This window comes from Streptomyces sp. NPDC003036, assembly GCF_040611175.1.
Classification (GTDB): Bacteria; Actinomycetota; Actinomycetes; order Streptomycetales; family Streptomycetaceae; genus Streptomyces.
The window spans coordinates 33334-53498 of the sequence record NZ_JBEXNO010000019.1 but is presented as its reverse complement, the minus strand read 5'-3'; the positions used below and the strand labels follow the sequence as shown (position 1 = coordinate 53498).

The 20165-nt window shown below is 71.0% G+C and carries 19 protein-coding genes; 8 read left to right on the top strand and 11 right to left on the bottom strand.

Annotation, left to right across the window (positions count from 1 at the left end; all coding sequences use genetic code 11):
• Nucleotides 1-37: 37 nt before the first annotated feature.
• Both sufB and ABZX67_RS16260 read right to left on the bottom strand, forming a co-directional pair.
• Nucleotides 38-1453, bottom strand: a complete 1416-nt coding sequence (gene sufB, locus ABZX67_RS16265; RefSeq protein ID WP_355360177.1) for a Fe-S cluster assembly protein SufB — start codon at nucleotides 1451-1453, stop codon at nucleotides 38-40.
• Nucleotides 1450-2181, bottom strand: a complete 732-nt coding sequence (locus ABZX67_RS16260) for a helix-turn-helix domain-containing protein (RefSeq protein WP_355360174.1) — start codon at nucleotides 2179-2181, stop codon at nucleotides 1450-1452. The genes sufB and ABZX67_RS16260 overlap by 4 nt, the downstream gene beginning before the upstream one ends.
• A gap of 226 nt (nucleotides 2182-2407) precedes the next feature.
• Here ABZX67_RS16260 and ABZX67_RS16255 point away from each other — a divergent pair, with 226 nt between their 5' ends.
• The 3 genes from ABZX67_RS16255 to ABZX67_RS16245 are packed head-to-tail and all read left to right on the top strand — an operon-like array spanning nucleotide 2408 to nucleotide 5126.
• Nucleotides 2408-3334 (top strand): ABC transporter ATP-binding protein, encoded by a 927-nt coding sequence (locus ABZX67_RS16255; protein ID WP_355360171.1) that lies wholly within the window; start codon nucleotides 2408-2410, stop codon nucleotides 3332-3334.
• On the top strand, nucleotides 3331-4104 hold the full coding sequence (locus ABZX67_RS16250; RefSeq protein WP_355360168.1) for an ABC transporter permease: 774 nt from the start codon (nucleotides 3331-3333) through the stop codon (nucleotides 4102-4104). Before ABZX67_RS16255 ends, ABZX67_RS16250 begins: the two co-directional genes overlap by 4 nt.
• Nucleotides 4105-4160: 56 nt before the next feature.
• Nucleotides 4161-5126 (top strand): COX15/CtaA family protein, encoded by a 966-nt coding sequence (locus ABZX67_RS16245; RefSeq protein ID WP_355360165.1) that lies wholly within the window; start codon nucleotides 4161-4163, stop codon nucleotides 5124-5126.
• On the opposite strand, the gene ABZX67_RS16240 is transcribed toward ABZX67_RS16245, so the two are convergent.
• The 3 genes from ABZX67_RS16240 to ABZX67_RS16230 all read right to left on the bottom strand — a co-directional run bounded on the left by ABZX67_RS16240 (nucleotide 5123) and on the right by ABZX67_RS16230 (nucleotide 7648).
• Nucleotides 5123-6202: an amidohydrolase gene (locus ABZX67_RS16240; protein ID WP_355360162.1), complete on the bottom strand. Its 1080-nt coding sequence runs from the start codon at nucleotides 6200-6202 to the stop codon at nucleotides 5123-5125. The two genes, ABZX67_RS16245 and ABZX67_RS16240, sit on opposite strands and share 4 nt — an antisense overlap.
• Before the next feature lie 102 nt (nucleotides 6203-6304).
• Nucleotides 6305-6661: a hypothetical protein gene (locus ABZX67_RS16235; RefSeq protein WP_355360159.1), complete on the bottom strand. Its 357-nt coding sequence runs from the start codon at nucleotides 6659-6661 to the stop codon at nucleotides 6305-6307.
• 45 nt (nucleotides 6662-6706) lie between these two features.
• On the bottom strand, nucleotides 6707-7648 hold the full coding sequence (locus tag ABZX67_RS16230; RefSeq protein WP_355360156.1) for a heme o synthase: 942 nt from the start codon (nucleotides 7646-7648) through the stop codon (nucleotides 6707-6709).
• 378 nt (nucleotides 7649-8026) lie between these two features.
• Between ABZX67_RS16230 and tkt the strand changes: the two genes are divergently transcribed.
• From tkt to pgl, 5 genes are read left to right on the top strand one after another with little or no spacing between them, the layout of a single operon-like run.
• Nucleotides 8027-10114, top strand: coding sequence for a transketolase (tkt, locus tag ABZX67_RS16225; RefSeq protein ID WP_355360153.1), 2088 nt, complete (start codon nucleotides 8027-8029; stop codon nucleotides 10112-10114).
• 34 nt (nucleotides 10115-10148) lie between these two features.
• Nucleotides 10149-11267: a transaldolase gene (gene tal, locus ABZX67_RS16220; RefSeq protein ID WP_355360150.1), complete on the top strand. Its 1119-nt coding sequence runs from the start codon at nucleotides 10149-10151 to the stop codon at nucleotides 11265-11267.
• Between the two features lie 5 nt (nucleotides 11268-11272).
• Nucleotides 11273-12805: a glucose-6-phosphate dehydrogenase gene (gene zwf / locus ABZX67_RS16215; RefSeq protein ID WP_355360147.1), complete on the top strand. Its 1533-nt coding sequence runs from the start codon at nucleotides 11273-11275 to the stop codon at nucleotides 12803-12805.
• On the top strand, nucleotides 12802-13860 hold the full coding sequence (gene opcA / locus ABZX67_RS16210) for a glucose-6-phosphate dehydrogenase assembly protein OpcA (RefSeq protein WP_355360144.1): 1059 nt from the start codon (nucleotides 12802-12804) through the stop codon (nucleotides 13858-13860). Before zwf ends, opcA begins: the two co-directional genes overlap by 4 nt.
• Nucleotides 13857-14639, top strand: a complete 783-nt coding sequence (pgl, locus tag ABZX67_RS16205; protein WP_355360141.1) for a 6-phosphogluconolactonase — start codon at nucleotides 13857-13859, stop codon at nucleotides 14637-14639. Before opcA ends, pgl begins: the two co-directional genes overlap by 4 nt.
• Before the next feature lie 58 nt (nucleotides 14640-14697).
• Here pgl and ABZX67_RS16200 read toward each other — a convergent pair whose 3' ends face one another.
• The 6 genes from ABZX67_RS16200 to tpiA all read right to left on the bottom strand — a co-directional run bounded on the left by ABZX67_RS16200 (nucleotide 14698) and on the right by tpiA (nucleotide 20158).
• Nucleotides 14698-16230: a PH domain-containing protein gene (locus ABZX67_RS16200; RefSeq protein WP_355360138.1), complete on the bottom strand. Its 1533-nt coding sequence runs from the start codon at nucleotides 16228-16230 to the stop codon at nucleotides 14698-14700.
• Complete coding sequence (locus ABZX67_RS16195; protein ID WP_355360135.1) at nucleotides 16227-16727, bottom strand: PH domain-containing protein; 501 nt, start codon at nucleotides 16725-16727, stop codon at nucleotides 16227-16229. The genes ABZX67_RS16200 and ABZX67_RS16195 overlap by 4 nt, the downstream gene beginning before the upstream one ends.
• Before the next feature lie 13 nt (nucleotides 16728-16740).
• A complete protein-coding gene (gene pgi / locus ABZX67_RS16190; protein WP_355360393.1) occupies nucleotides 16741-18399 on the bottom strand; it encodes a glucose-6-phosphate isomerase in 1659 nt (552 codons plus the stop codon).
• Nucleotides 18400-18564: 165 nt separating this feature from the next.
• Nucleotides 18565-18900 carry an RNA polymerase-binding protein RbpA gene (locus ABZX67_RS16185; RefSeq protein ID WP_003957010.1) on the bottom strand — a complete coding sequence of 112 codons (336 nt, stop codon included), beginning with the start codon at nucleotides 18898-18900 and terminating at the stop codon, nucleotides 18565-18567.
• A gap of 110 nt (nucleotides 18901-19010) precedes the next feature.
• Nucleotides 19011-19241 carry a preprotein translocase subunit SecG gene (gene secG / locus ABZX67_RS16180; protein ID WP_031072642.1) on the bottom strand — a complete coding sequence of 77 codons (231 nt, stop codon included), beginning with the start codon at nucleotides 19239-19241 and terminating at the stop codon, nucleotides 19011-19013.
• 137 nt (nucleotides 19242-19378) lie between these two features.
• Complete coding sequence (gene tpiA, locus ABZX67_RS16175) at nucleotides 19379-20158, bottom strand: triose-phosphate isomerase (protein ID WP_355360132.1); 780 nt, start codon at nucleotides 20156-20158, stop codon at nucleotides 19379-19381.
• Between the last annotated feature and the right edge of the window lie 7 nt (nucleotides 20159-20165).

The window sequence follows — 20165 nt, the reverse complement described above, 5'->3', positions numbered from 1 at the left end:
TCCTACGTAAAGACTGGTACGGACGGCGGGGGCGGCGTCAGCCGACCGCACCCTCCATCTGCAGCTCGATCAGCCGGTTGAGCTCCAGCGCGTACTCCATGGGCAGCTCCTTGGCGATCGGCTCGACGAAGCCGCGCACGATCATCGCCATCGCCTCGTCCTCGGAGAGGCCGCGGCTCATCAGGTAGAAGAGCTGGTCCTCGGAGACCTTGGAGACGGTCGCCTCGTGGCCCATGGACACGTCGTCCTCGCGCACGTCGACGTACGGGTACGTGTCCGACCGCGAGATCGTGTCGACGAGCAGCGCGTCGCAGAGCACGTTCGACTTGGAGCCCGGGGCGCCCTCGCCGATCTCGATGAGACCGCGGTAGGAGGTGCGGCCGCCGCCTCGCGCCACCGACTTGGAGACGATGTTGGAGGAGGTGTTCGGGGCCATGTGGACCATCTTGGCGCCGGCGTCCTGGTGCTGGCCCTCGCCCGCGAAGGCGATGGACAGGGTCTCGCCCTTGGCGTGCTCGCCCATCAGGTAGACGGCCGGGTACTTCATCGTCACCTTGGAGCCGATGTTGCCGTCGACCCACTCCATGGTCGCGCCCTCGTACGCCACGGCGCGCTTGGTGACCAGGTTGTAGACGTTGTTCGACCAGTTCTGGATCGTCGTGTAGCGGCAGCGGCCGCCCTTCTTGACGATGATCTCCACGACGGCGCTGTGCAGCGAGTCGGAGGAGTAGATCGGGGCGGTGCAGCCCTCGACGTAGTGGACGTAGGCGTCCTCGTCGACGATGATCAGCGTCCGCTCGAACTGGCCCATGTTCTCCGTGTTGATGCGGAAGTAGGCCTGGAGCGGGATGTCGACGTGCACGCCCTTCGGCACGTAGATGAAGGAGCCGCCGGACCACACCGCGGTGTTCAGCGACGCGAACTTGTTGTCGCCGACCGGGATGACCGTGCCGAAGTACTCCTGGAAGAGCTCCGGGTGCTCCTTGAGCGCGGTGTCCGTGTCGAGGAAGATCACGCCCTGGGCCTCCAGGTCCTCGCGGATCTGGTGGTACACAACCTCGGACTCGTACTGCGCGGCGACACCGGCGACGAGGCGCTGCTTCTCCGCCTCCGGGATGCCGAGCTTGTCGTACGTGTTCTTGATGTCCTCGGGCAGGTCCTCCCAGGAAGCGGCCTGCTTCTCGGTGGACCGGACGAAGTACTTGATGTTGTCGAAGTCGATGCCCGACAGGTCGGAGCCCCAGTTCGGCATGGGCTTCTTGTCGAAGAGGCGCAGACCCTTGAGGCGGAGCTTCAGCATCCACTCGGGCTCGTTCTTCTTCGCGGAGATGTCGCGGACGACGTCCTCGGAGAGACCGCGCTTGGCGGTGGCGCCGGCGGCGTCCGGGTCGGCCCAGCCATATTCGTACCGACCCAGGCCCTCGAGCTCGGGGTGGCTGATCTCGGTGGTCATGCGGGGTTCCTCCCGGCCGTGCTTGCGGATGCTGTTGGTGTGGTGTGCGTGGTGTGCGGGATGTACGTCGTGCAGACCCCGTCGCCGTGGGCGATGGTCGCCAGTCTCTGCACGTGCGTCCCGAGCAGCCGGCTGAAGACCTCGGTCTCCGCCTCGCACAGCTGCGGGTACCTCTCGGCGACGTGGGCCACGGGGCAGTGGTGCTGGCACAGCTGCTGTCCGACCGGCGCGTTGCGCGCCGTGGCAGCGTACCCGTCGGCGCTCAGCGCCTTCGCGAGCGCCTCGGCGCGCTCCTCGGGCGCCGCGGCCTCGACGGCCTCGCGGTACGCCTCCGCCTGGGCCTCGATCCGGTCGCGCGCGAACGCGGCGACGGCGGCTTCCCCGCCCGCGTTCTGCTCGATCCAGCGCAGGGCCTCGACGGCGAGCGTGTCGTACGACTGGTCGAAGGCGTCCCGGCCGCCGTCCGTCAGGGCGAACACCTTGGCCGGGCGGCCGCGCGTGCGCGCGCCGTAGACGCGCTGCTCGCGCGGGGCGACGACGTCGTCGGCGACGAGCGCGTCGAGATGGCGGCGGACGGCGGCCTGCGTGAGGCCGAGCCGCTGAGCCAGCTCGGCCACCGTGGACGGCCCGTGGTCCAGGATGGACCGCGCGACCCGGTTGCGCGTGGAGCGCTCCCCGGTCGCGAGCTCCTCCGCTGGAGCCTGCTGGGCGTGGCCGACGTTTTTCACAACGCCATTGTTGCGTAATTCGCGAGAGAGTGACAAGCGACGTCCTGACCAGTGGACGGTGCTCTGCGTCACTTAGGGAAGCCTCACCTGACCTGCGGAAACGATCATTGGTGGGATGATTTCCAGCCACCCGCCGCCCCCTCTCCGCGCCCCTCTGACCGGGCCTTTCGCGCCCCCTCGGGGGCCTGTGGGCCGGAGGGGTCCGCGGGCTCTTTAGACTTCCCGCATGCGATACGAGTCCGTCGTACGGGTCCAGGGCCTCGTCAAGCGGTACGGGACCAAGACCGCCGTCGACGGCCTCGACCTCGACGTCCGCGCGGGCGGCGTCACCGCCGTCCTCGGGCCCAACGGCGCCGGCAAGACCACGACCATCGAGACCTGCGAGGGCTACCGCCGCGCCGACGCCGGCACCGTGCGCGTCCTCGGGCTCGACCCGCTCGCCGACGCCGTCCGCCTGCGGCCCCGCATCGGGGTGATGCTCCAGTCGGGTGGCGTCTACTCCGGTGCGCGCGCCGACGAGATGCTGCGCCACATGGCGAAGCTCCACGCCCACCCCCTCGACGTCGACGCGCTGATCGAGCGCCTCGGCCTCGGCTCGTGCGGCCGTACGACCTACCGCCGCCTCTCCGGCGGGCAGCAGCAGCGCCTCGCGCTCGCCATGGCGGTGGTCGGGCGGCCCGAGCTGGTCTTCCTGGACGAGCCGACCGCGGGCCTCGACCCGCAGGCCCGCCGCTCCACCTGGGAGCTGGTGCGCGAGCTGCGCGCCGACGGGGTCACCACCGTCCTCACGACCCACTTCATGGACGAGGCCGAAGAGCTCGCCGACGACATAGCGATCATCGACGCGGGCCGCGTCGTCGCCCAGGGCAGCCCCGAGGAGCTGTGCCGCGGCGGCGCCGAGAACACCCTGCGCTTCACCGGCCGCCCCGGCCTGGACCTCGGCTCGCTGCTCAAGGCGCTGCCGGACGGCACCGCCGCCGCGGAGCTGACGCCGGGCGCGTACCGGATCAGCGGCACGGTCGACCCCCAGCTGCTCGCCACGGTGACCACGTGGTGCGCGCAGCACGGGGTGATGCCCGACCGCATCTCGGTCGAGCGGCACACCCTCGAAGACGTCTTCCTCACTCTGACCGGCAAGGAGCTGCGTTCATGAGCACGAGCGCCGGGACCTACACGCCCCAGCCCGGAGCGGCGCCGATCGGCCGGATGATCGCGGCGCAGGCGGCGCTCGAGACGAGGATGCTGCTGCGCAACGGCGAGCAGCTGCTGCTCACGGTCGTCATCCCGTCGCTGCTGCTGGTGCTCTTCTCGACCGTCGACATCGTCGACACGGGCGACGGCAAGGCCGTGGACTTCCTGGCGCCGGGCGTGCTGGCGCTGGCCGTGATGTCGACGGCGTTCACCGGGCAGGCCATCGCGACCGGCTTCGAGCGGCGGTACGGGGTGCTCAAGCGGCTCGGCGCGTCGCCGCTGCCGCGCTGGGCGCTGATGACCGCCAAGACGGTCTCGGTCCTGGTGACGGAGGTGCTCCAGATCGCGCTCCTGACGGTGATCGCGCTGGCGCTCGGCTGGTCCCCGCACGGCGGCCCGCTCTCCGTGCTCCTGCTGCTCGTCCTCGGTACGGCCGCCTTCTCCGGGCTCGGGCTGCTGATGGCCGGCACGCTGAAGGCGGAGGCGACGCTGGCGGCGGCCAACCTGGTGTTCCTGCTGCTCCTGGTGGGCGGCGGCGTGGTCGTACCGCTGGAGAAGTTCCCGGACGCGGCGCGCACGGCGCTGGAGCTGCTGCCGATCTCGGCGCTGTCGGAGGGGCTGCGGGACGTGCTGCGGGACGGGGCGTCGATGCCGTGGGGCGCGGCCGGCATCCTGGCGGCGTGGGCGGTGCTGGGGCTGGGCGCGGCGGCACGTTTCTTCCGCTGGGAATGACCGGAACGAGGGCCCTCGTGAAAGCGTGCACAAGCGGGGACCTACGATAGGGAACCGTGTTGACCCCCCTCGCCTTCATCGCCCAGCGCTGGACCCCCTCCCCCCGGACGGTCCGGCGCGCCGCGCTCGCCGCCGTCGTGATGAGCGTCGTCATCATCGTCACGGGCGGCGCGGTCCGGCTCACCGGCTCCGGTCTCGGCTGCGACACCTGGCCCAAGTGCACGGACGACAGCCTCTTCGCCACGCCCGCGCAGGGCATCCACGGCGCCATCGAGTTCGGCAACCGCATGCTGACGTACGTCCTGTCGGCGGCGGTCGGCTGGGCGATCATCGCGGCGCGCTCCACCAAGCCGTGGCGGCGCGGGCTGACCCGGCTCGGCTGGGCGCAGTTCTGGGTGGTGATGGTCAACGCCGTCCTCGGCGGCATCACCGTGTGGATGGGGCTGAACCCGTGGACGGTCGCGGGCCACTTCCTCGCCGCGAACGCGCTGCTCACGGTCACCGTGGTCACCTGGGTGCGCGCGGGTGAGGGCGACGGCCCCCGGCGGCCGCGCGTCCCGGGACCGGTGCGCAAGCTCGGCTGGGCGCTGGTGGTCGTGTCCGGGCTGCTGATCGCGGCGGGTACGACGGTGACGGGCTCCGGCAAGCACGCGGGCGACAGCAGCGACGTGCCGCGCATGCCGTTCGACTTCGCGACGATGGCCCACCTCCACGCGATCTTCGCCTGGGTGGTGTGCGCGCTGGCGCTGGCGATGTTCTTCGTGCTGCGCGTGGTGGACGCCCCGGACGACACCCGGGCGCGCGCCCGCGACCTGCTGCTGGTGCTGCTGCTCCAGGGCGGCATCGGCTACGTGCAGTACTTCACGGGTGTGCCGGAGGTCCTGGTGGGCCTGCACATGCTGGGCTCGTCTCTCATGTGGATCGCGGTGCTGCGCCTGGTGCTGAGCCTGCGCGAGCGGCCGTCGGCCACCCCGGGCGTCCCCGCCCCGCAGCAGTCCGACGCGGCGCTGACCGCGGCCTAACCGAGCCCGTACACCCGGCGCGCGTTGCCCGACGCGATCATCCCGGCGACGCGTTGCGCGTCCGTACGGGACCACGCGCCGGCGTACACCCACTCGTCCAGCACCCGCCCGAGCGCCTCGCGGAACACCCGCGCGCCGACCACGTGCAGCTCGGGCAGGCCGCGGGCACCGCTGGAGAAGAGCAGCTTGCCGAAGGGCGCGAGCTCCAGGGTCTCCGCCAGTACGGCGGCGGCCCGGGGCCCGGTCTGGGCGAGGGTGGCGCCGAGGTCGGCGTACACATGGGGGAAGACGCTCGTCAGATGGGCGGCCTGCCGGTGGTGCGGGTAGCCGTGCAGCAGCACCAGGTCCGTGCCGAGTCCGCTGGTCGCGGCGGCGAAGTCGCCGAGCCGTATCGGGTCGTCGACCCCGACGTACAGCTGGAGCGGGCGGCCGGAGGCGACGGCGATCCACAGCAGGTGCCGCAGCAGGACGGGGTCGGTGAGCGGCTCTCCGGCGCGGCGGCCCGCCAGCCAGCGGCCGGCCGCGCCGCGCACCTCGCCGGGCCCCGGCGGGTCGGGGGCGAGGACGAGACCGTGCCGCAGGGCGGCGACGGAGGCGAAGGCGACGGCGGAGACGGCCGCGCCGTGGACGGCCTCGGCGAGGTTGGCGAGCAGAGAGTCGACCGTGCCGGAGGTGTCGGCGACCTGCTGGGCGAGCGGTTCCAGGCGGACGATCTCGCGGGCCTCGGCGTCGCCCGCGGCGCCCATCTCCACCGGACCGATGAGGTCGCCGGGCGGACCGGTGTCCACCAGATAGGTGGAGATCCCGGTGGACCGCAGGAGCCGCCGGCCCGATTCCAGGAACCCGAGCTCCCGGCGGCGGGCCAGGTAGCGGGCGGGCGGGCAGTGCGGCTCCAGGCCGAGGAGCGGCGGGCACCAGCGCCGTACGGCGAAGCCGGTCTGGGTGTCGAAGAACGTGGTGCCGGCCGCGGGCGGGCCCGCGGCCCTGCCGAGGTGGGCCTCGAACGTGCCGAGGCCCAGTTCCGTGCGGAGCACCCCGTGGCAGTACTGGTCCACCAGCGACGGGGTGTCGATCATTGCGAGGGCTCCCTGCGACGGACGCGTCCGATGGACCTTCACAGGTCCTAACGGGTGAACCCCGCGCAAGGTGTTGCCTCAGGCGTCGCCCGGGGCGTCGTCTCAGTCGTTGGACGGGCCGCCGAGCTGAATGCCGGCCATGCGGGTCCACTCGTACGGCCCGGTGCGGACCTTGGCCGCGAAGTCGCCGTCGAACTCCTCGTGGAGCGTGAGCCCGGCCTTCTCGGCCGCGCTCTTCGCGACCTCGTGGGTGGGCGCGACCAGGTCGCCCCAGCCGCCGTCCTCGCCGACGAGCACGATGCGGGTGCCCATCTGGCCGATGTACGCCAGCTGGCCCTCGGCGCCGCCGTGCTCCTTGGAGAACGCCTGGATCCGCTTGGCGAGCTGGGAGGCCTTGCGCTCGGCGCGCTTGTCCGCCCGCGCCTCCGCCTGGTTCTCCGCCTGCTTGGTGTCTGCCATGACTGGAATGCTACCGACCAGTAGCCGACCTGGCCAGATCCCCGGTCACTTCAGGAACGGGTCCACCGCGACCGCCACGAACAGCAGCGAGACGTAGGTGATGGACCAGTGGAAGAGGCGCATCTCCTTGAGCTTGGCGCCCGTCTCCCCCGCCTTCGCGCGGGCCTGGAGCGCATGCGCCTCCCACAGCCACCAGCCGCCGGTCGCCAGCGCCACCGCCGTGTAGAACCAGCCGGTGTAGCCGAGCGGCGTCAGCAGCAGGGAGACGGCGACCATCACCCAGCTGTAGAGGACGATCTGGCGGGCCACCACCTTGTTGGAGGCGACGACCGGCAGCATGGGCACGCCCACGCGTGCGTAGTCCTCCTTCACCTTCATCGACAGCGGCCAGTAGTGCGGCGGCGTCCAGAAGAAGATGACAAGGAAGAGGATGACGGCGGCCCAGGACATCGAATTCGTCACGGCCGACCAGCCGATGAGGACGGGCATGCAGCCGGCGATACCGCCCCACACGATGTTCTGCGCGGTACGCCGTTTGAGGATCATCGTGTAGACGACGACGTAGAAAAGCAGCGCACCCAGCGACAGCCAGGCCGAGAGCCAGTTGACCAGCAGGCCGAACCAGAGCGTGGAGACCACCGCGAGGGTGAGGCCGAAGACCAGGCCCTCGCGCGGCGAGACCATGCCGGTGACCAGGGGCCGCTGCGACGTGCGGTCCATCAGGGCGTCGATGTCGCGGTCGATGTACATGTTCAGCGCGTTCGCGCCGCCGGCCGACAGGTAACCGCCGAGGCAGGTGGCGAGCACCAGCCACAGATCCGGCACCCCCTGCTCGGCGAGGAACATCACCGGCACCGTGGTGATCAGCAGCAGCTCGATGATCCGCGGCTTGGTCAGCGCCACGAACGCCTTGACGCGGGCCCCGAATGGCCGCTTGCCGGTGCTTGAAGCAAGCACACCCGCCGGACGGGATTCGACGGCCGTCACGCACACCCCTGACAGAGACTCCCAGCGAGTCGCACCGGACGTGACGACAGGAGGCCGTGAAGGGCCGGTAAAGACTCGCGCGTACCACGCCACTGTAGACGTTGCCCATACCTCGCCCTCCGCCGGGGTCGGCCGTGTTGGGCCGGGTGCAGCAAAGGGCCTGGACAGCGCTCGATTGAGCACTCGGGTGAGCGGCTCCGTATTCATTTGCCGAACACCGAAAGGGCCAGTCGGGAGGCGGGTGACACCCGATGACCACACTCTGGAATGACCCGAAAAAATGCGCGTTCTCGCGGGGGTAGGCTCGACAACAGCCGGTGAGATCGACGTCACCGGCATTCGACATGTGGAACATGTGGAGAGGAGCCCTGACCCAGGGTGAGCACCAAGCCGACCACCACAGACCTCGAGTGGACCGAATTGGACCAGCGGGCCGTGGACACCGCCCGTGTCCTGGCCGCGGACGCCGTACAGAAGGTCGGCAACGGCCATCCCGGTACGGCCATGAGCCTGGCCCCCGCCGCGTACACCCTCTTCCAGAAGGTGATGCGGCACGACCCCTCGGACGCCGACTGGACCGGCCGCGACCGGTTCGTGCTGTCCGCGGGCCACTCCTCGCTGACGCTGTACATCCAGCTGTACCTGGCCGGCTTCGGCCTGGAGCTGGACGACCTGAAGGCGTTCCGCACCTGGGGCTCGAAGACCCCGGGCCACCCGGAGTACGGCCACACCGTCGGCGTCGAGACGACGACCGGGCCGCTGGGCCAGGGTGTCGCCAACGCCGTGGGCATGGCGATGGCCGCGCGCTACGAGCGGGGTCTTTTCGACCCGGAGGCCGCGCCGGGCACGTCTCCGTTCGACCACTTCGTCTACTGCATCGCCGGTGACGGCTGCCTCCAGGAGGGCATCTCCGCCGAGGCGTCCTCGACGGCCGGGCACCAGAAGCTCGGCAACCTGATCCTGCTGTGGGACGACAACCACATCTCGATCGAGGGCGACACCGAGACCGCCGTGTCCGAGGACACGATGAAGCGGTACGAGGCGTACGGCTGGCACGTGCAGCGCGTCGAGCCCAAGGAGAACGGCGACCTCGACCCGCAGGCGCTGTTCGACGCCCTCCAGGCCGCCAAGGCCGAGACCGAGCGCCCGTCGTTCATCGCGATGCGCTCGATCATCGCCTGGCCCGCGCCGAACGCGCAGAACACCGAGGCCTCGCACGGCTCGGCGCTCGGCGACGAGGAGGTCGCGGCCACCAAGCGCGTCCTGGGCTTCGACCCGGAGAAGACCTTCGAGGTCGCCGACGAGGTCATCGCGCACACCCGCGAGGCCCTGGACCGCGGCCGCGAGGCCCGCGCCGCCTGGGAGAAGCAGTTCGAGGAGTGGCGCACCGCCAACCCCGAGCGCGCCGCCGAGTTCGACCGGATCGCCGCGGGCGAGCTGCCGGCCGGCTGGGAGCAGAAGCTCCCGGTGTTCGAGCCGGGCAAGGGCGTCGCCACCCGCGCCGCCTCCGGCAAGGTGCTCCAGGCGCTCGGCGGGGTCATCCCCGAGCTGTGGGGCGGCTCGGCCGACCTCGCCGGTTCGAACAACACGACGATCGACAAGACGTCGTCCTTCCTGCCGAAGGGCAACCCGCTGCCGGAGGCCGACCCGTACGGCCGGACCATCCACTTCGGCATCCGCGAGCACGCGATGGCCGCCGAGATGAACGGCATCGCGCTGCACGGCAACACCCGTATCTTCGGCGGCACCTTCCTGGTGTTCTCCGACTACATGCGCAACGCCGTCCGCCTCTCCGCGCTGATGCACCTGCCGGTGACGTACGTGTGGACGCACGACTCGATCGGCCTCGGCGAGGACGGCCCGACGCACCAGCCGGTGGAGCACCTGGCCTCGCTGCGCGCCATCCCGGGCCTGAACATCGTGCGCCCGGCGGACGCCAACGAGACGGCGATCGCGTGGCGCGAGATCCTGCGCCGCTGGACCAAGGAGTTCGGCAAGGGCGCCCCGCACGGCCTCGCGCTGACGCGCCAGGGCGTTCCGACGTACGAGTGGAACGACGAGGCCGCGCGCGGCGGGTACGTGCTGTTCGACGCCGACGGCGGTGAGCCGCAGGTCGTCCTGATCGGTACGGGCTCCGAGGTCCACCTGTGCGTCGAGGCGCGCGAGCAGCTGCAGGCCGCGGGCATCCCGACCCGGGTGGTGTCGATGCCGTCCGTCGAGTGGTTCGAGGAGCAGGACCAGGGGTACCGGGATGCCGTGCTGCCGCCGTCGGTGAAGGCGCGGGTCGCGGTCGAGGCCGGGATCGGCCTGACCTGGCACCGGTACGTGGGCGACGCGGGCCGCATCGTCTCGCTGGAGCACTTCGGTGCCTCGGCGGACGGCAAGGTCCTCTTCCGCGAGTACGGCTTCACGGCCGACAACGTGGCCGCCGCCGCCCGGGAATCGATCGAAGCCGCAGCGCGCTGACGCCGGTATACGACAAGTAGGAGATGCAACTCTCATGACAGACGCACTCAAGCGCCTCTCCGACGAAGGCGTCGCGATCTGGCTGGACGACCTGTCGCGCAAGCGGATCACCTCCGGCAACCTGGCCGAGCTGATCGACCAGAGCCACGTCGTGGGCGTCACCACCAACCCCTCGATCTTCCAGAAGGCGATCTCCGAGGGCCACGGTTACGACCAGCAGCTGGAGGACCTCGCCGCCCGCGAGGTCACCGTCGAGGAAGCCATCCGCATGATCACGACGGCGGACGTCCGCGACGCCGCCGACATCCTGCGCCCGGTCTTCGACGCCACGCAGGGCCAGGACGGCCGGGTGTCGATCGAGGTCGACCCGCGCCTGGCGCACAACACCAAGGCGACGGTCGCCGAGGCGAAGCAGCTGGCGTGGCTGGTGGACCGGCCGAACACGCTCATCAAGATCCCGGCCACCCAGGCGGGCCTGCCGGCGATCACCGAGGTCATCGGCCTCGGCATCAGCGTCAACGTCACGCTGATCTTCTCGCTGGAGCGCTACCGCGCGGTCATGGACGCGTACCTGGCCGGCCTGGAGAAGGCCAAGGAGCGCGGCCTGGACCTGTCGAAGATCCACTCGGTGGCGTCCTTCTTCGTGTCCCGGGTGGACACCGAGATCGACAAGCGGCTGGACTCGATCGGCACCGACGAGGCCAAGGCGCTGCGCGGCAAGGCCGCCCTGGCCAACGCCCGTCTGGCGTACGAGGCGTACGAAGAGGTGTTCTCGTCCGACCGCTGGGCGGCCCTGGACAAGGCGCAGGCCAACAAGCAGCGTCCGCTGTGGGCCTCGACCGGCGTCAAGGACCCGGCGTACAAGGACACGCTGTACGTCGACGAGCTGGTCGCGCCGGGCACGGTCAACACCATGCCGGAGGCCACCCTCGAGGCCACCGCCGATCACGGTGAGATCACCGGCAACACGATCGCGGGCACGTACGAGCAGGCGCGCGCGGACCTCGCGGCCCTCGAGAAGCTCGGCATCGGGTACGACGACGTCGTGCAGCTGCTGGAGGACGAGGGCGTCGACAAGTTCGAGGCGTCCTGGAACGACCTGCTCAAGTCGACCGAGGCGGAGCTCAAGCGCCTCGCACCTTCGGAGGCGTAAGAACATTGTCCGTTCTTCACGGAGCCAACCCGCTTCGTGACGCCGCAGACCGACGGCTCCCGCGCATCGCGGGGCCGTCGGGTCTGGTGATCTTCGGCGTCACGGGCGATTTGTCCCGTAAAAAGCTGATGCCCGCGGTGTACGACCTCGCCAACCGCGGCCTGTTGCCGCCGGGCTTCTCGCTGATCGGGTTCGCCCGCCGCGAGTGGGCCGACGAGGACTTCGCGGACGAGGTCTACCAGGCCGTCAAGCAGCACGCGCGCACGCCGTTCCGCGAGGAGGTCTGGCAGCAGCTGAGCCAGGGCATGCGCTTCGTCCAGGGCAACTTCGACGACAACGAAGCCTTCGAGACCCTCAAGAAGACGATGGAGGAGCTGGACCAGGCGCAGGGCACCGGCGGCAACTTCGCCTTCTACCTGTCCGTGCCGCCCAAGTTCTTCCCCGTCGTCGTCCAGCAGCTGAAGAAGCACGGGCTGGCCGACCAGAAGGAGGGCTGCTGGCGGCGCGCGGTCATCGAGAAGCCCTTCGGGCACGACCTGGCCTCCGCCAAGGAGCTCAACTCCATCGTCCACGAGGTGTTCGCCCCGGAGCAGGTCTTCCGGATCGACCACTACCTGGGCAAGGAGACCGTCCAGAACATCCTGGCGCTGCGGTTCGCCAACACGCTCTTCGAGCCGATCTGGAACCGGTCGTACGTCGACCACGTACAGATCACCATGGCCGAGGACATCGGCATCGGCGGCCGCGCCGGCTACTACGACGGCATCGGCGCCGCCCGTGACGTCATCCAGAACCACCTCCTCCAGCTGCTCGCGCTGACCGCGATGGAGGAGCCCGCCTCCTTCGACGCCGACGCGCTCGCCGCCGAGAAGACCAAGGTGCTGGGCGCGGTGCGGCTGCCGAAGGACCTCGGCAAGTCGACCGTGCGCGCGCAGTACGCCGCCGGGTGGCAGGGCGGCGCGCAGGCGGTCGGCTACCTGGAGGAGGAGGGCATCGACCCGAACTCCAAGACCGACACGTACGCCGCGATCAAGCTGGGGATCGACAACCGCCGCTGGGCGGGCGTCCCCTTCTACCTGCGCACCGGAAAGCGGCTGGGCCGCCGGGTCACCGAGATCGCGGTGGTCTTCCAGCGCGCGCCGCACTCGCCCTTCGACCACACGGCGACCGAGGAGCTCGGGCAGAACGCCCTGGTCATCCGCGTCCAGCCGGACGAGGGCGTGACCATGCGCTTCGGCTCCAAGGTGCCGGGCACCTCGATGGAGGTGCGGGACGTCTCGATGGACTTCGCGTACGGCGAGTCCTTCACGGAGTCCAGCCCGGAGGCGTACGAGCGGCTGATCCTCGACGTCCTGCTCGGCGACGCCAACCTCTTCCCGCGCACGGAGGAGGTCGAGCTGTCCTGGAAGATCCTCGACCCGATCGAGCAGTACTGGGACAAGCACGGCAAGCCGGCGCAGTACCAGGCCGGGAGCTGGGGGCCGGTCGAGGCGGACGAAATGCTCGCACGAGACGGACGGAGCTGGCGCCGGCCATGAAGATCGACCTTACGGACACCTCGTCTGGCAAGATCAACAAGGCCCTGGTGCAGGCGCGGCGGGCCATCGGCACGCCGGCCATCGGCATGGTCCTCACCCTGGTCATCGTCACGGACGAGGAGAACGCGTACGACGCGCTCAAGGCCGCCAACGAGGCGTCCCGCGAGCACCCCTCGCGCAAGCTCGTCGTCATCAAGCGGGTCTCGCGGTCGCCCCGGGACCGCGCCCAGGCGCGCCTGGACGCCGAGGTGCGGGTGGGTACCGCCGCCGGGACCGGCGAGACGGTGGTACTGCGGCTGTACGGCGAGGTGATCAACCACGCCCAGTCGGTCGTGCTGCCGCTGCTCTTGCCGGATGCCCCGGTGGTGGTGTGGTGGCCGGTCGACGCGCCGACCGACCCCGCGAGCGACCCGCTGGGCGCCCTCGGGCAGCGGCGGGTCACCGACACCTACGCCGCCGAGCACCCCATCGAGGAGCTGAAGGCCCGCGCCGCCGCCTACACCCCGGGCGACACGGACCTGTCCTGGACGCGGATCACGCCGTGGCGTTCCATGCTGGCGGCGGCCCTGGACCAGATCGCGTGCGAGGTCACGTCGGCCGAGGTGGAGGGCGAGGAGTACAACCCGAGCGTCGAGCTCCTGGCCATGTGGCTGGCCGACCGGCTGAAGATCCCGGTGAAGCGGTCGGGTTCGCAGGGGCCGGGGCTCACCGCCGTCCGGCTGGCGACCGACTGCGGTCCGATCGTGCTGGACCGGGCGGACGGCTCGCTGGCCACCCTCTCCATCCAGGGGCAGCCGGACCGGGCGGTCGCGCTCAAGCGGCGGGAGACCGCGGAGCTGATCGCGGAGGAGCTGCGGCGGCTGGACCCGGACGACACGTACGCGTCGGCGCTGCGCTACGGCGTCGACCGGCTGGGCGAGCCGGCGGCCGCGACCGCTCCTGAAAAGCCCGCCGCGGAGGCAGCCACTTCTCAGGAGCCGGCCAAGAAGGCGGCCCCGGAGAAGGCGCCCGCGGGCGCGGCGAAGGCACAGGCCAAGAAGGCGGCCGCCAAGTGAGCGCTCCGCAGCTGGTGGTCCACCGGGACAAGGAGCTGATGGCGCAGGCCGCGGCGGCCCGGCTGATCACCAAGATCGTTGACGCCCAGGCCGCCCGGGGCTCCGCCTCGGTGGTCCTGACGGGCGGCCGCAACGGCAACGGCCTGCTCGCCGCGCTGGGCTCCTCCCCCGCCCGGGACGCGATCGACTGGTCGCGGCTGGACCTGTGGTGGGGCGACGAAAGGTTCCTGCCGGAGGGCGACCCGGACCGCAACGACACCCAGGCCCGCGCCGCCCTGCTGGACGGCGTCCCGCTGGACCCGGCGCGCGTGCACACCATGCCGGTGGCGGGCGGCGCGCACGGCTCGGACGCGGACGCGGCAGCCGCCGCCTACGCCGAGGAGCTCGCCGCGGCCGCCCGGCCCGACGACCACGGCCCGGTACCCGCCTTCGACGTCCTCCTGCTGGGCGTCGGCCCGGACACGCACGTCGCTTCGCTCTTCCCGGAGCACCCGGCGACGCGCGAGACCGAGCGCACGGTGGTGGGCGTCCACGGCGCACCGAAGCCGCCGCCGACCCGTATCTCGCTGACCTTCCCGGCGATCCGGGCGGCACGTGAGGTGTGGCTGCTGGCGGCGGGCGAGGACAAGGCGAAGGCGGCGGCCATCGCCCTGTCGGGCGCGGGAGAGCTCCAGACCCCGGCCGCCGGGGCGTACGGCCGCTCCCGCACCCTGTGGCTCCTGGACGCGGCGGCGGCCTCCCGCCTGCCGCGCGCGCTGTATCCACCGGCGTCGCCCTGACGGGCGGACGGACAGACCGTAACGGCCCGGCTCACCGAGAGGTGAACCGGGCCGTTCCTCATGTCCGCGGTTCGAGGAAGGGCTCCAGCAGTTCCGGAACCGCCTCCGCCGCGAAGCGCAGGCCCTCCGTCTCGTCGGCGTCGTGGACGGCGTACGCGCCGGTGCCCGCCGCCGTGGTGGCGGTCAGGGTGATCAGGCCCGCGCGGCGCTGGACGTACGACTGCTTGACCGTCCAGCCGATGACGCCGCCGCGCTGGAGGGCGACCGTCGCCCGGCGGAGGGTGCCGGAGCGGGTGACGAGGTAGCCGCCGCTGAGGCCGTGGCCCAGGCTCCGGTACGCGTCCAGGGCGAGGACCACCGCGAGCGGCACGAGCACCATGGCGCAGACGGCCGCCGCGTAGAGCAGTACGTCGGTGAGGAGCGCTCCGAGGAGGGCGAGGACCAGCACGGGCGGGAGGGCGGCGGCGAGGGCCCAGCGCAGGCGCCGGGTGCGGGCCGCGCGGGGGTGGGCGGTGAGGGGCGCACCGGTGGGGGCGGCGGGTTCGCGGAGCACCCGGGCGGCCACCGTGTCCGCGACGGCGCGCGGCGCGGCGGGCAGCAGCGTCCGCAGGTCGGCGTGCTTGTCCTCCTGGTCCTTGACCAGGCCGGTGGCGACCGCGTCGAGCCGGGCGGCGCCGCTGAGGCGCACACCGAGCGGTTCGACGAGTTCCACGCCGCGCAGCCGCCGCTCCTCGATGGAGACCGAGCGCGCGGTGAGCAGGCCCCGCCGGACCCTGAGGGTGCCGCCCGGCTCGCGCTCCAGCCGGTAGTTCCACCACATCTCGACCCACAGGCCGAGCGCGCCGACGGCGCCCGTGAGTACGGCGGCCGCGACGAGTGTCACCACGACCCACACCAGGGGCGTCTCGCGGAAGCGGTCCCCTATCCAGTGGATGACCTCCCGCCGGGCGCCGAACCACTCGCTGACCTGCATCACGGCACCGGCCGCCGCTCCGCCCAGCACCGGGGCGACGAACGACACCGGGGCGTACCGGATCCAGGCCGGGTCGAGGGCGGCCAGTTCGCCGTCCTGGCGGTCGTCCTGAGGCCGGGTCAGGGTCCGGTCCAGGAGCTCGCGGCGCAGCCGCTCCCCCTCGGCCCGGGTGACGGCGTCGAGCTCCAGGGTCGACTCGCCGCCGCCGGTGTGCTCACCGGTTCCCATGCGGACCTTGACGAGTCCGAGGACGCGCAGCAGCGGATGGGCCGTCAGGTCGACGCTGCGGATGCGCTCCCTCGCCAGGGAGCGGCGCTTGACCAGGAGCAGGCCGGTGTGGAGTTCGGCGCGCTCGGGTCCGATGCGGTAGCGGGTCCTGCGCCAGCGGACGTAGTCGGCGGCGGCCGCGCCGGTCACGAGCAGCGCCGCACCGGCCACCACGAGGGCGAGCGCCTGCCAGGCGGCCATCCCTCCGGAGAGGCCGAGGAAGGCGGGGACCCCACCGCCGACCGAGACGCCGGCCATGACCAGGGCGGTGACAAGGACCGTCCGCTTGTCCAGCCGCCGCCAGTCGCCGTCGGCGTGCCGACCGTCGGCGGGGCTCCCCGGGGCGGTCATGTCGCGTCGCCGGGGGTGGCCCGGGTGATGCGGGTCAGCCGCTCGGCGAGGGCCGCGGCCACCTCGTGGTCCAGTCCCTCGATGCGGAGGGCACCCTTGGCGGAGGCGGTGGTGACGGTCACCGTGGCGAGCCGGAAGACCTGCTCCAGCGGGCCGCGCACGGTGTCCACGGTCTGGATCCGGGACATCGGCGCGATCCGCCACTCCTGCCAGAAGGAGCCGGTTCGGACATAGACGGCGTCGTCCGTCACCTCCCAGCGGTGGACGGTGAACCACCAGCGGGGGAGGAACGCGGTGCAGACGAGCCCCAGTACGGCCCCGGCCGCCGCGCCCGCGAGCAGCCAGGGCCGGGCGGGCCCGATGAAGCCGCCGAGCAGGACCAGCACGACCACCGGCACCGCCGTCAGCAGCAGCAGCTGCGCCCGCCACCAGCCGATGGCCCGCTCGTTCAGCGTGTGTGCCGGCGGCCGCAGCCGCACCGCGTTCTCCCCCGTCATCGGATCTGCCTGCCTATGCCCTACGGCCGCGGAGCGCGCGGTACCGGTCGGCCAGCGCGGCGGTGGAGCTGTCCAGGCTCTCGCCGCCCTTGCCCTCGGTGAGCACCGGCTCGATCTTCTTGGCCAGTACCTTGCCGAGCTCGACGCCCCACTGGTCGAAGGAGTCGATGTTCCAGACGGCGCCCTGGACGAAGACCTTGTGCTCGTACAGCGCGATGAGCTGGCCCAGCACGGACGGCGTCAGTTCGTCGGCGAGGATCGTGGTCGTCGGGTGGTTGCCGCGGAAGGTCTTGTGCGGCACCAGCTCCTCCGGGACGCCCTCGGCGCGTACCTCCTCGGGCGTCTTGCCGAAGGCGAGCGCCTGCGTCTGGGCGAAGAAGTTGGCCATGAGCAGGTCGTGCTGGGCGACCAGGCCGGGCAGCAGGTCGGGGACCGGCTTGGCGAAGCCGATGAAGTCGGCCGGGATGACCTTGGTGCCCTGGTGGATCAACTGGTAGTAGGCGTGCTGCCCGTTGGTGCCGGGGGTGCCCCAGACGACCGGGCCGGTCTGCCAGTCGACGGGGTTGCCCTCGCGGTCGACGGACTTGCCGTTGGACTCCATGTCGAGCTGCTGGAGGTACGCCGTGAACTTCGACAGGTAGTGGCTGTACGGCAGGACGGCGTGCGACTGGGCGTCGAAGAAGGCGCCGTACCAGATGCCCAGCAGGCCCAGCAGCAGGGGCGCGTTCTCCTCGGGCGGAGCGGTGCGGAAGTGCTCGTCGACGAGGTGGAAGCCGTCGAGCATCTCCCGGAAGCGGTCCGGTCCGATGGCGATCATCAGGGAGAGGCCGATGGCGGAGTCGTACGAGTACCGGCCGCCGACCCAGTCCCAGAACTCGAACATGTTCGCCGTGTCGATGCCGAATTCCTCGACCTTCCCGGCATTCGTCGACAGCGCCACGAAGTGCTTGGCGACGGCCTCCTGACCGGCCCTCAGCTCGGTGAGCAGCCAGTCACGGGCGGAGGTGGCGTTGGTGATGGTCTCGATGGTGGTGAAGGTCTTGGACGCGATGATGAACAGCGTCTCGGCGGCGTCCAGGTCGCGGATCGCCTCGTGCAGGTCGGCACCGTCGACGTTCGACACGAAACGGAACGTCAGGTCCCGCTGGGTGAAGGAGCGCAGCGCCTCGTACGCCATCGCCGGGCCGAGGTCGGAGCCGCCGATACCGATGTTGACGACGTTCTTGATGGGCTTTCCGGTGTGGCCGGTCCACGCACCGGAGCGGACCCGCTCGGAGAACGCGGCCATCTTCTCGAGCACGGCGTGGACGCCGGGGACAACGTTCTCCCCGTCGACCTCGATCACGGCGTCGCGCGGGGCGCGCAGCGCGGTGTGCAGCACGGCGCGGTTCTCGGTGGTGTTGATCTTCTCGCCGCGGAACATGGCGTCCCGCAGCTCGGCCACCCCGGTCGCCGCGGCCAGCTCCCGCAGGAGCCTCAGCGTCTCGTCGGTGACCAGCTGCTTGGAGTAGTCCAGATACAGGTCGCCCACCCGCAGGGTGAACCGGCTGCCGCGCTCCGGGTCGGTGGCGAACAGCTCGCGCAGATGCGTCTCCCCCAGCTGCTCCCGGTGCTTGCCCAGAGCCGTCCACTCGGGCAACCGGTTGAGCCTGGTACGTCCTTCTGCGTTCATCTCGGACATCAGCCCACTTCTTCTCGTACGTGCCTGCTTGCCCCGCTGCGACTCCAACCTAATTGATCCCGGGCGCCGGTGAGGCGATGAGCACGACGATAGAGGGCACCACTGACAACGGGCCCCGCCGGTGATGTCCACCGGCGAAGCCCGTCGTCGTCCAGGTCAGATCTCGCCCCGCAGTTTGGCCAGCGCCTCGGCCAGGATCGCCTCGCCGTCCGCGTCGCTGCGCCGCTCTCGTACGTACGCCAGGTGCGTCTTGTACGGCTCGGTGCGCGGCGGGTCCGGCGGGTTGTCCCGGTCCTGGCCGGCCGGGAACCCGCACCGCGGGCAGTCCCAGGTGTCGGGAACCTGCGCGTCGCTGGCGAAGCTCGGCTGGGTCTCGTGCCCGTTCGAGCACCAGAAGGAGATCCGGAGACGCGGCGCGGATTCGCCCCGCTCGGCCTCCCCCATCGGCCCCGCCCCGACCCGGCTTCCCCGGATCGCGTTGCCACTTGCCACGGTCGTAACTCCCTGCGTGATGGTGCTCGAAGATGCCCCAGTCTACGTAAGGCCCAACGCGCGTCCAGTGGTGGGAGTTACACCCGGCCACGGGACACGGAACCGATGGCTCAGCCGTCCAGCTTCACCAGCAGCGCGAGGACGACGATGCACGCGAACCACAGCAGACCGACCACCACGGTGATGCGGTCCAGGTTGCGCTCGGCGACCGACGAGCCGCCGACGGACGACTGCATGCCGCCGCCGAACATGTCGGAGAGGCCGCCGCCCTTCCCCTTGTGCATCAGCACCAGCAGCATCAGCAGCAGGCTGAAGACGATCAGGGCGATCGAGAACCCCATAACCACGGCTGGACCCTACTTCCTGGCAATTCTCGGACTACACCGACAAACGGACTTCTACGCACTGCGGGGGCACGGCGCCCGGATTCCGGGCCCCGGCCCCCGCAAGAGTACGACGGATCCGCTCTACCGCATACTTACTGGTCGCGGAAGCGCACGATCTTGACGAACTCGTCGGCGTCCAGCGCCGCGCCGCCCACCAGGGCTCCGTCCACGTCCGGCTGCGCCATGATCGCGGCGACGTTCGACGCCTTGACCGAGCCGCCGTACTGGATGCGGACCTTGTCGGCCAGCTCCTGCGAGTACAGCTCGGCCAGACGCCCGCGGATCGCTCCGCAGACCTCCTGCGCGTCCTCGGGGGTGGCGACCTCGCCGGTGCCGATGGCCCACACCGGCTCGTACGCGATCACGATCGTCTCGGCCTGCTCGGCCGGGATGTCCTTCAGTCCGCCGTCGAGCTGCGCGAGCGTGTAGGAGACCTGGTCACCGGCCTTGCGGACGTCCAGGCCCTCGCCGACGCAGAGGATCGGGGTCAGGCCGTGCTGGAAGGCGGCCTTCACCTTGGCGTTGCACAGCTCGTCGGTCTCGCCGTGGTACTGGCGGCGCTCGGAGTGGCCGACGGCCACGTACGAGCACTTCAGCTTGGCCAGCATCGCGCCCGAGATCTCGCCGGTGTACGCGCCGGACTCGTGCGCCGAGATGTCCTGGGCGCCGTACTTGATCTTGAGCTTGTCGCCCTCGACGAGCGTCTGCACGGAGCGCAGGTCGGTGAAGGGCGCCAGGACCGCCACCTCGACGGCGTCGTAGTCCTTGTCGGTCAGCGCGAAGGCGAGCTTCTGGACGTGGGCGATGGCCTCCAGGTGGTTGAGGTTCATCTTCCAGTTGCCCGCCATCAGCGGGGTGCGGGTGTTGCTCATGTAGGGG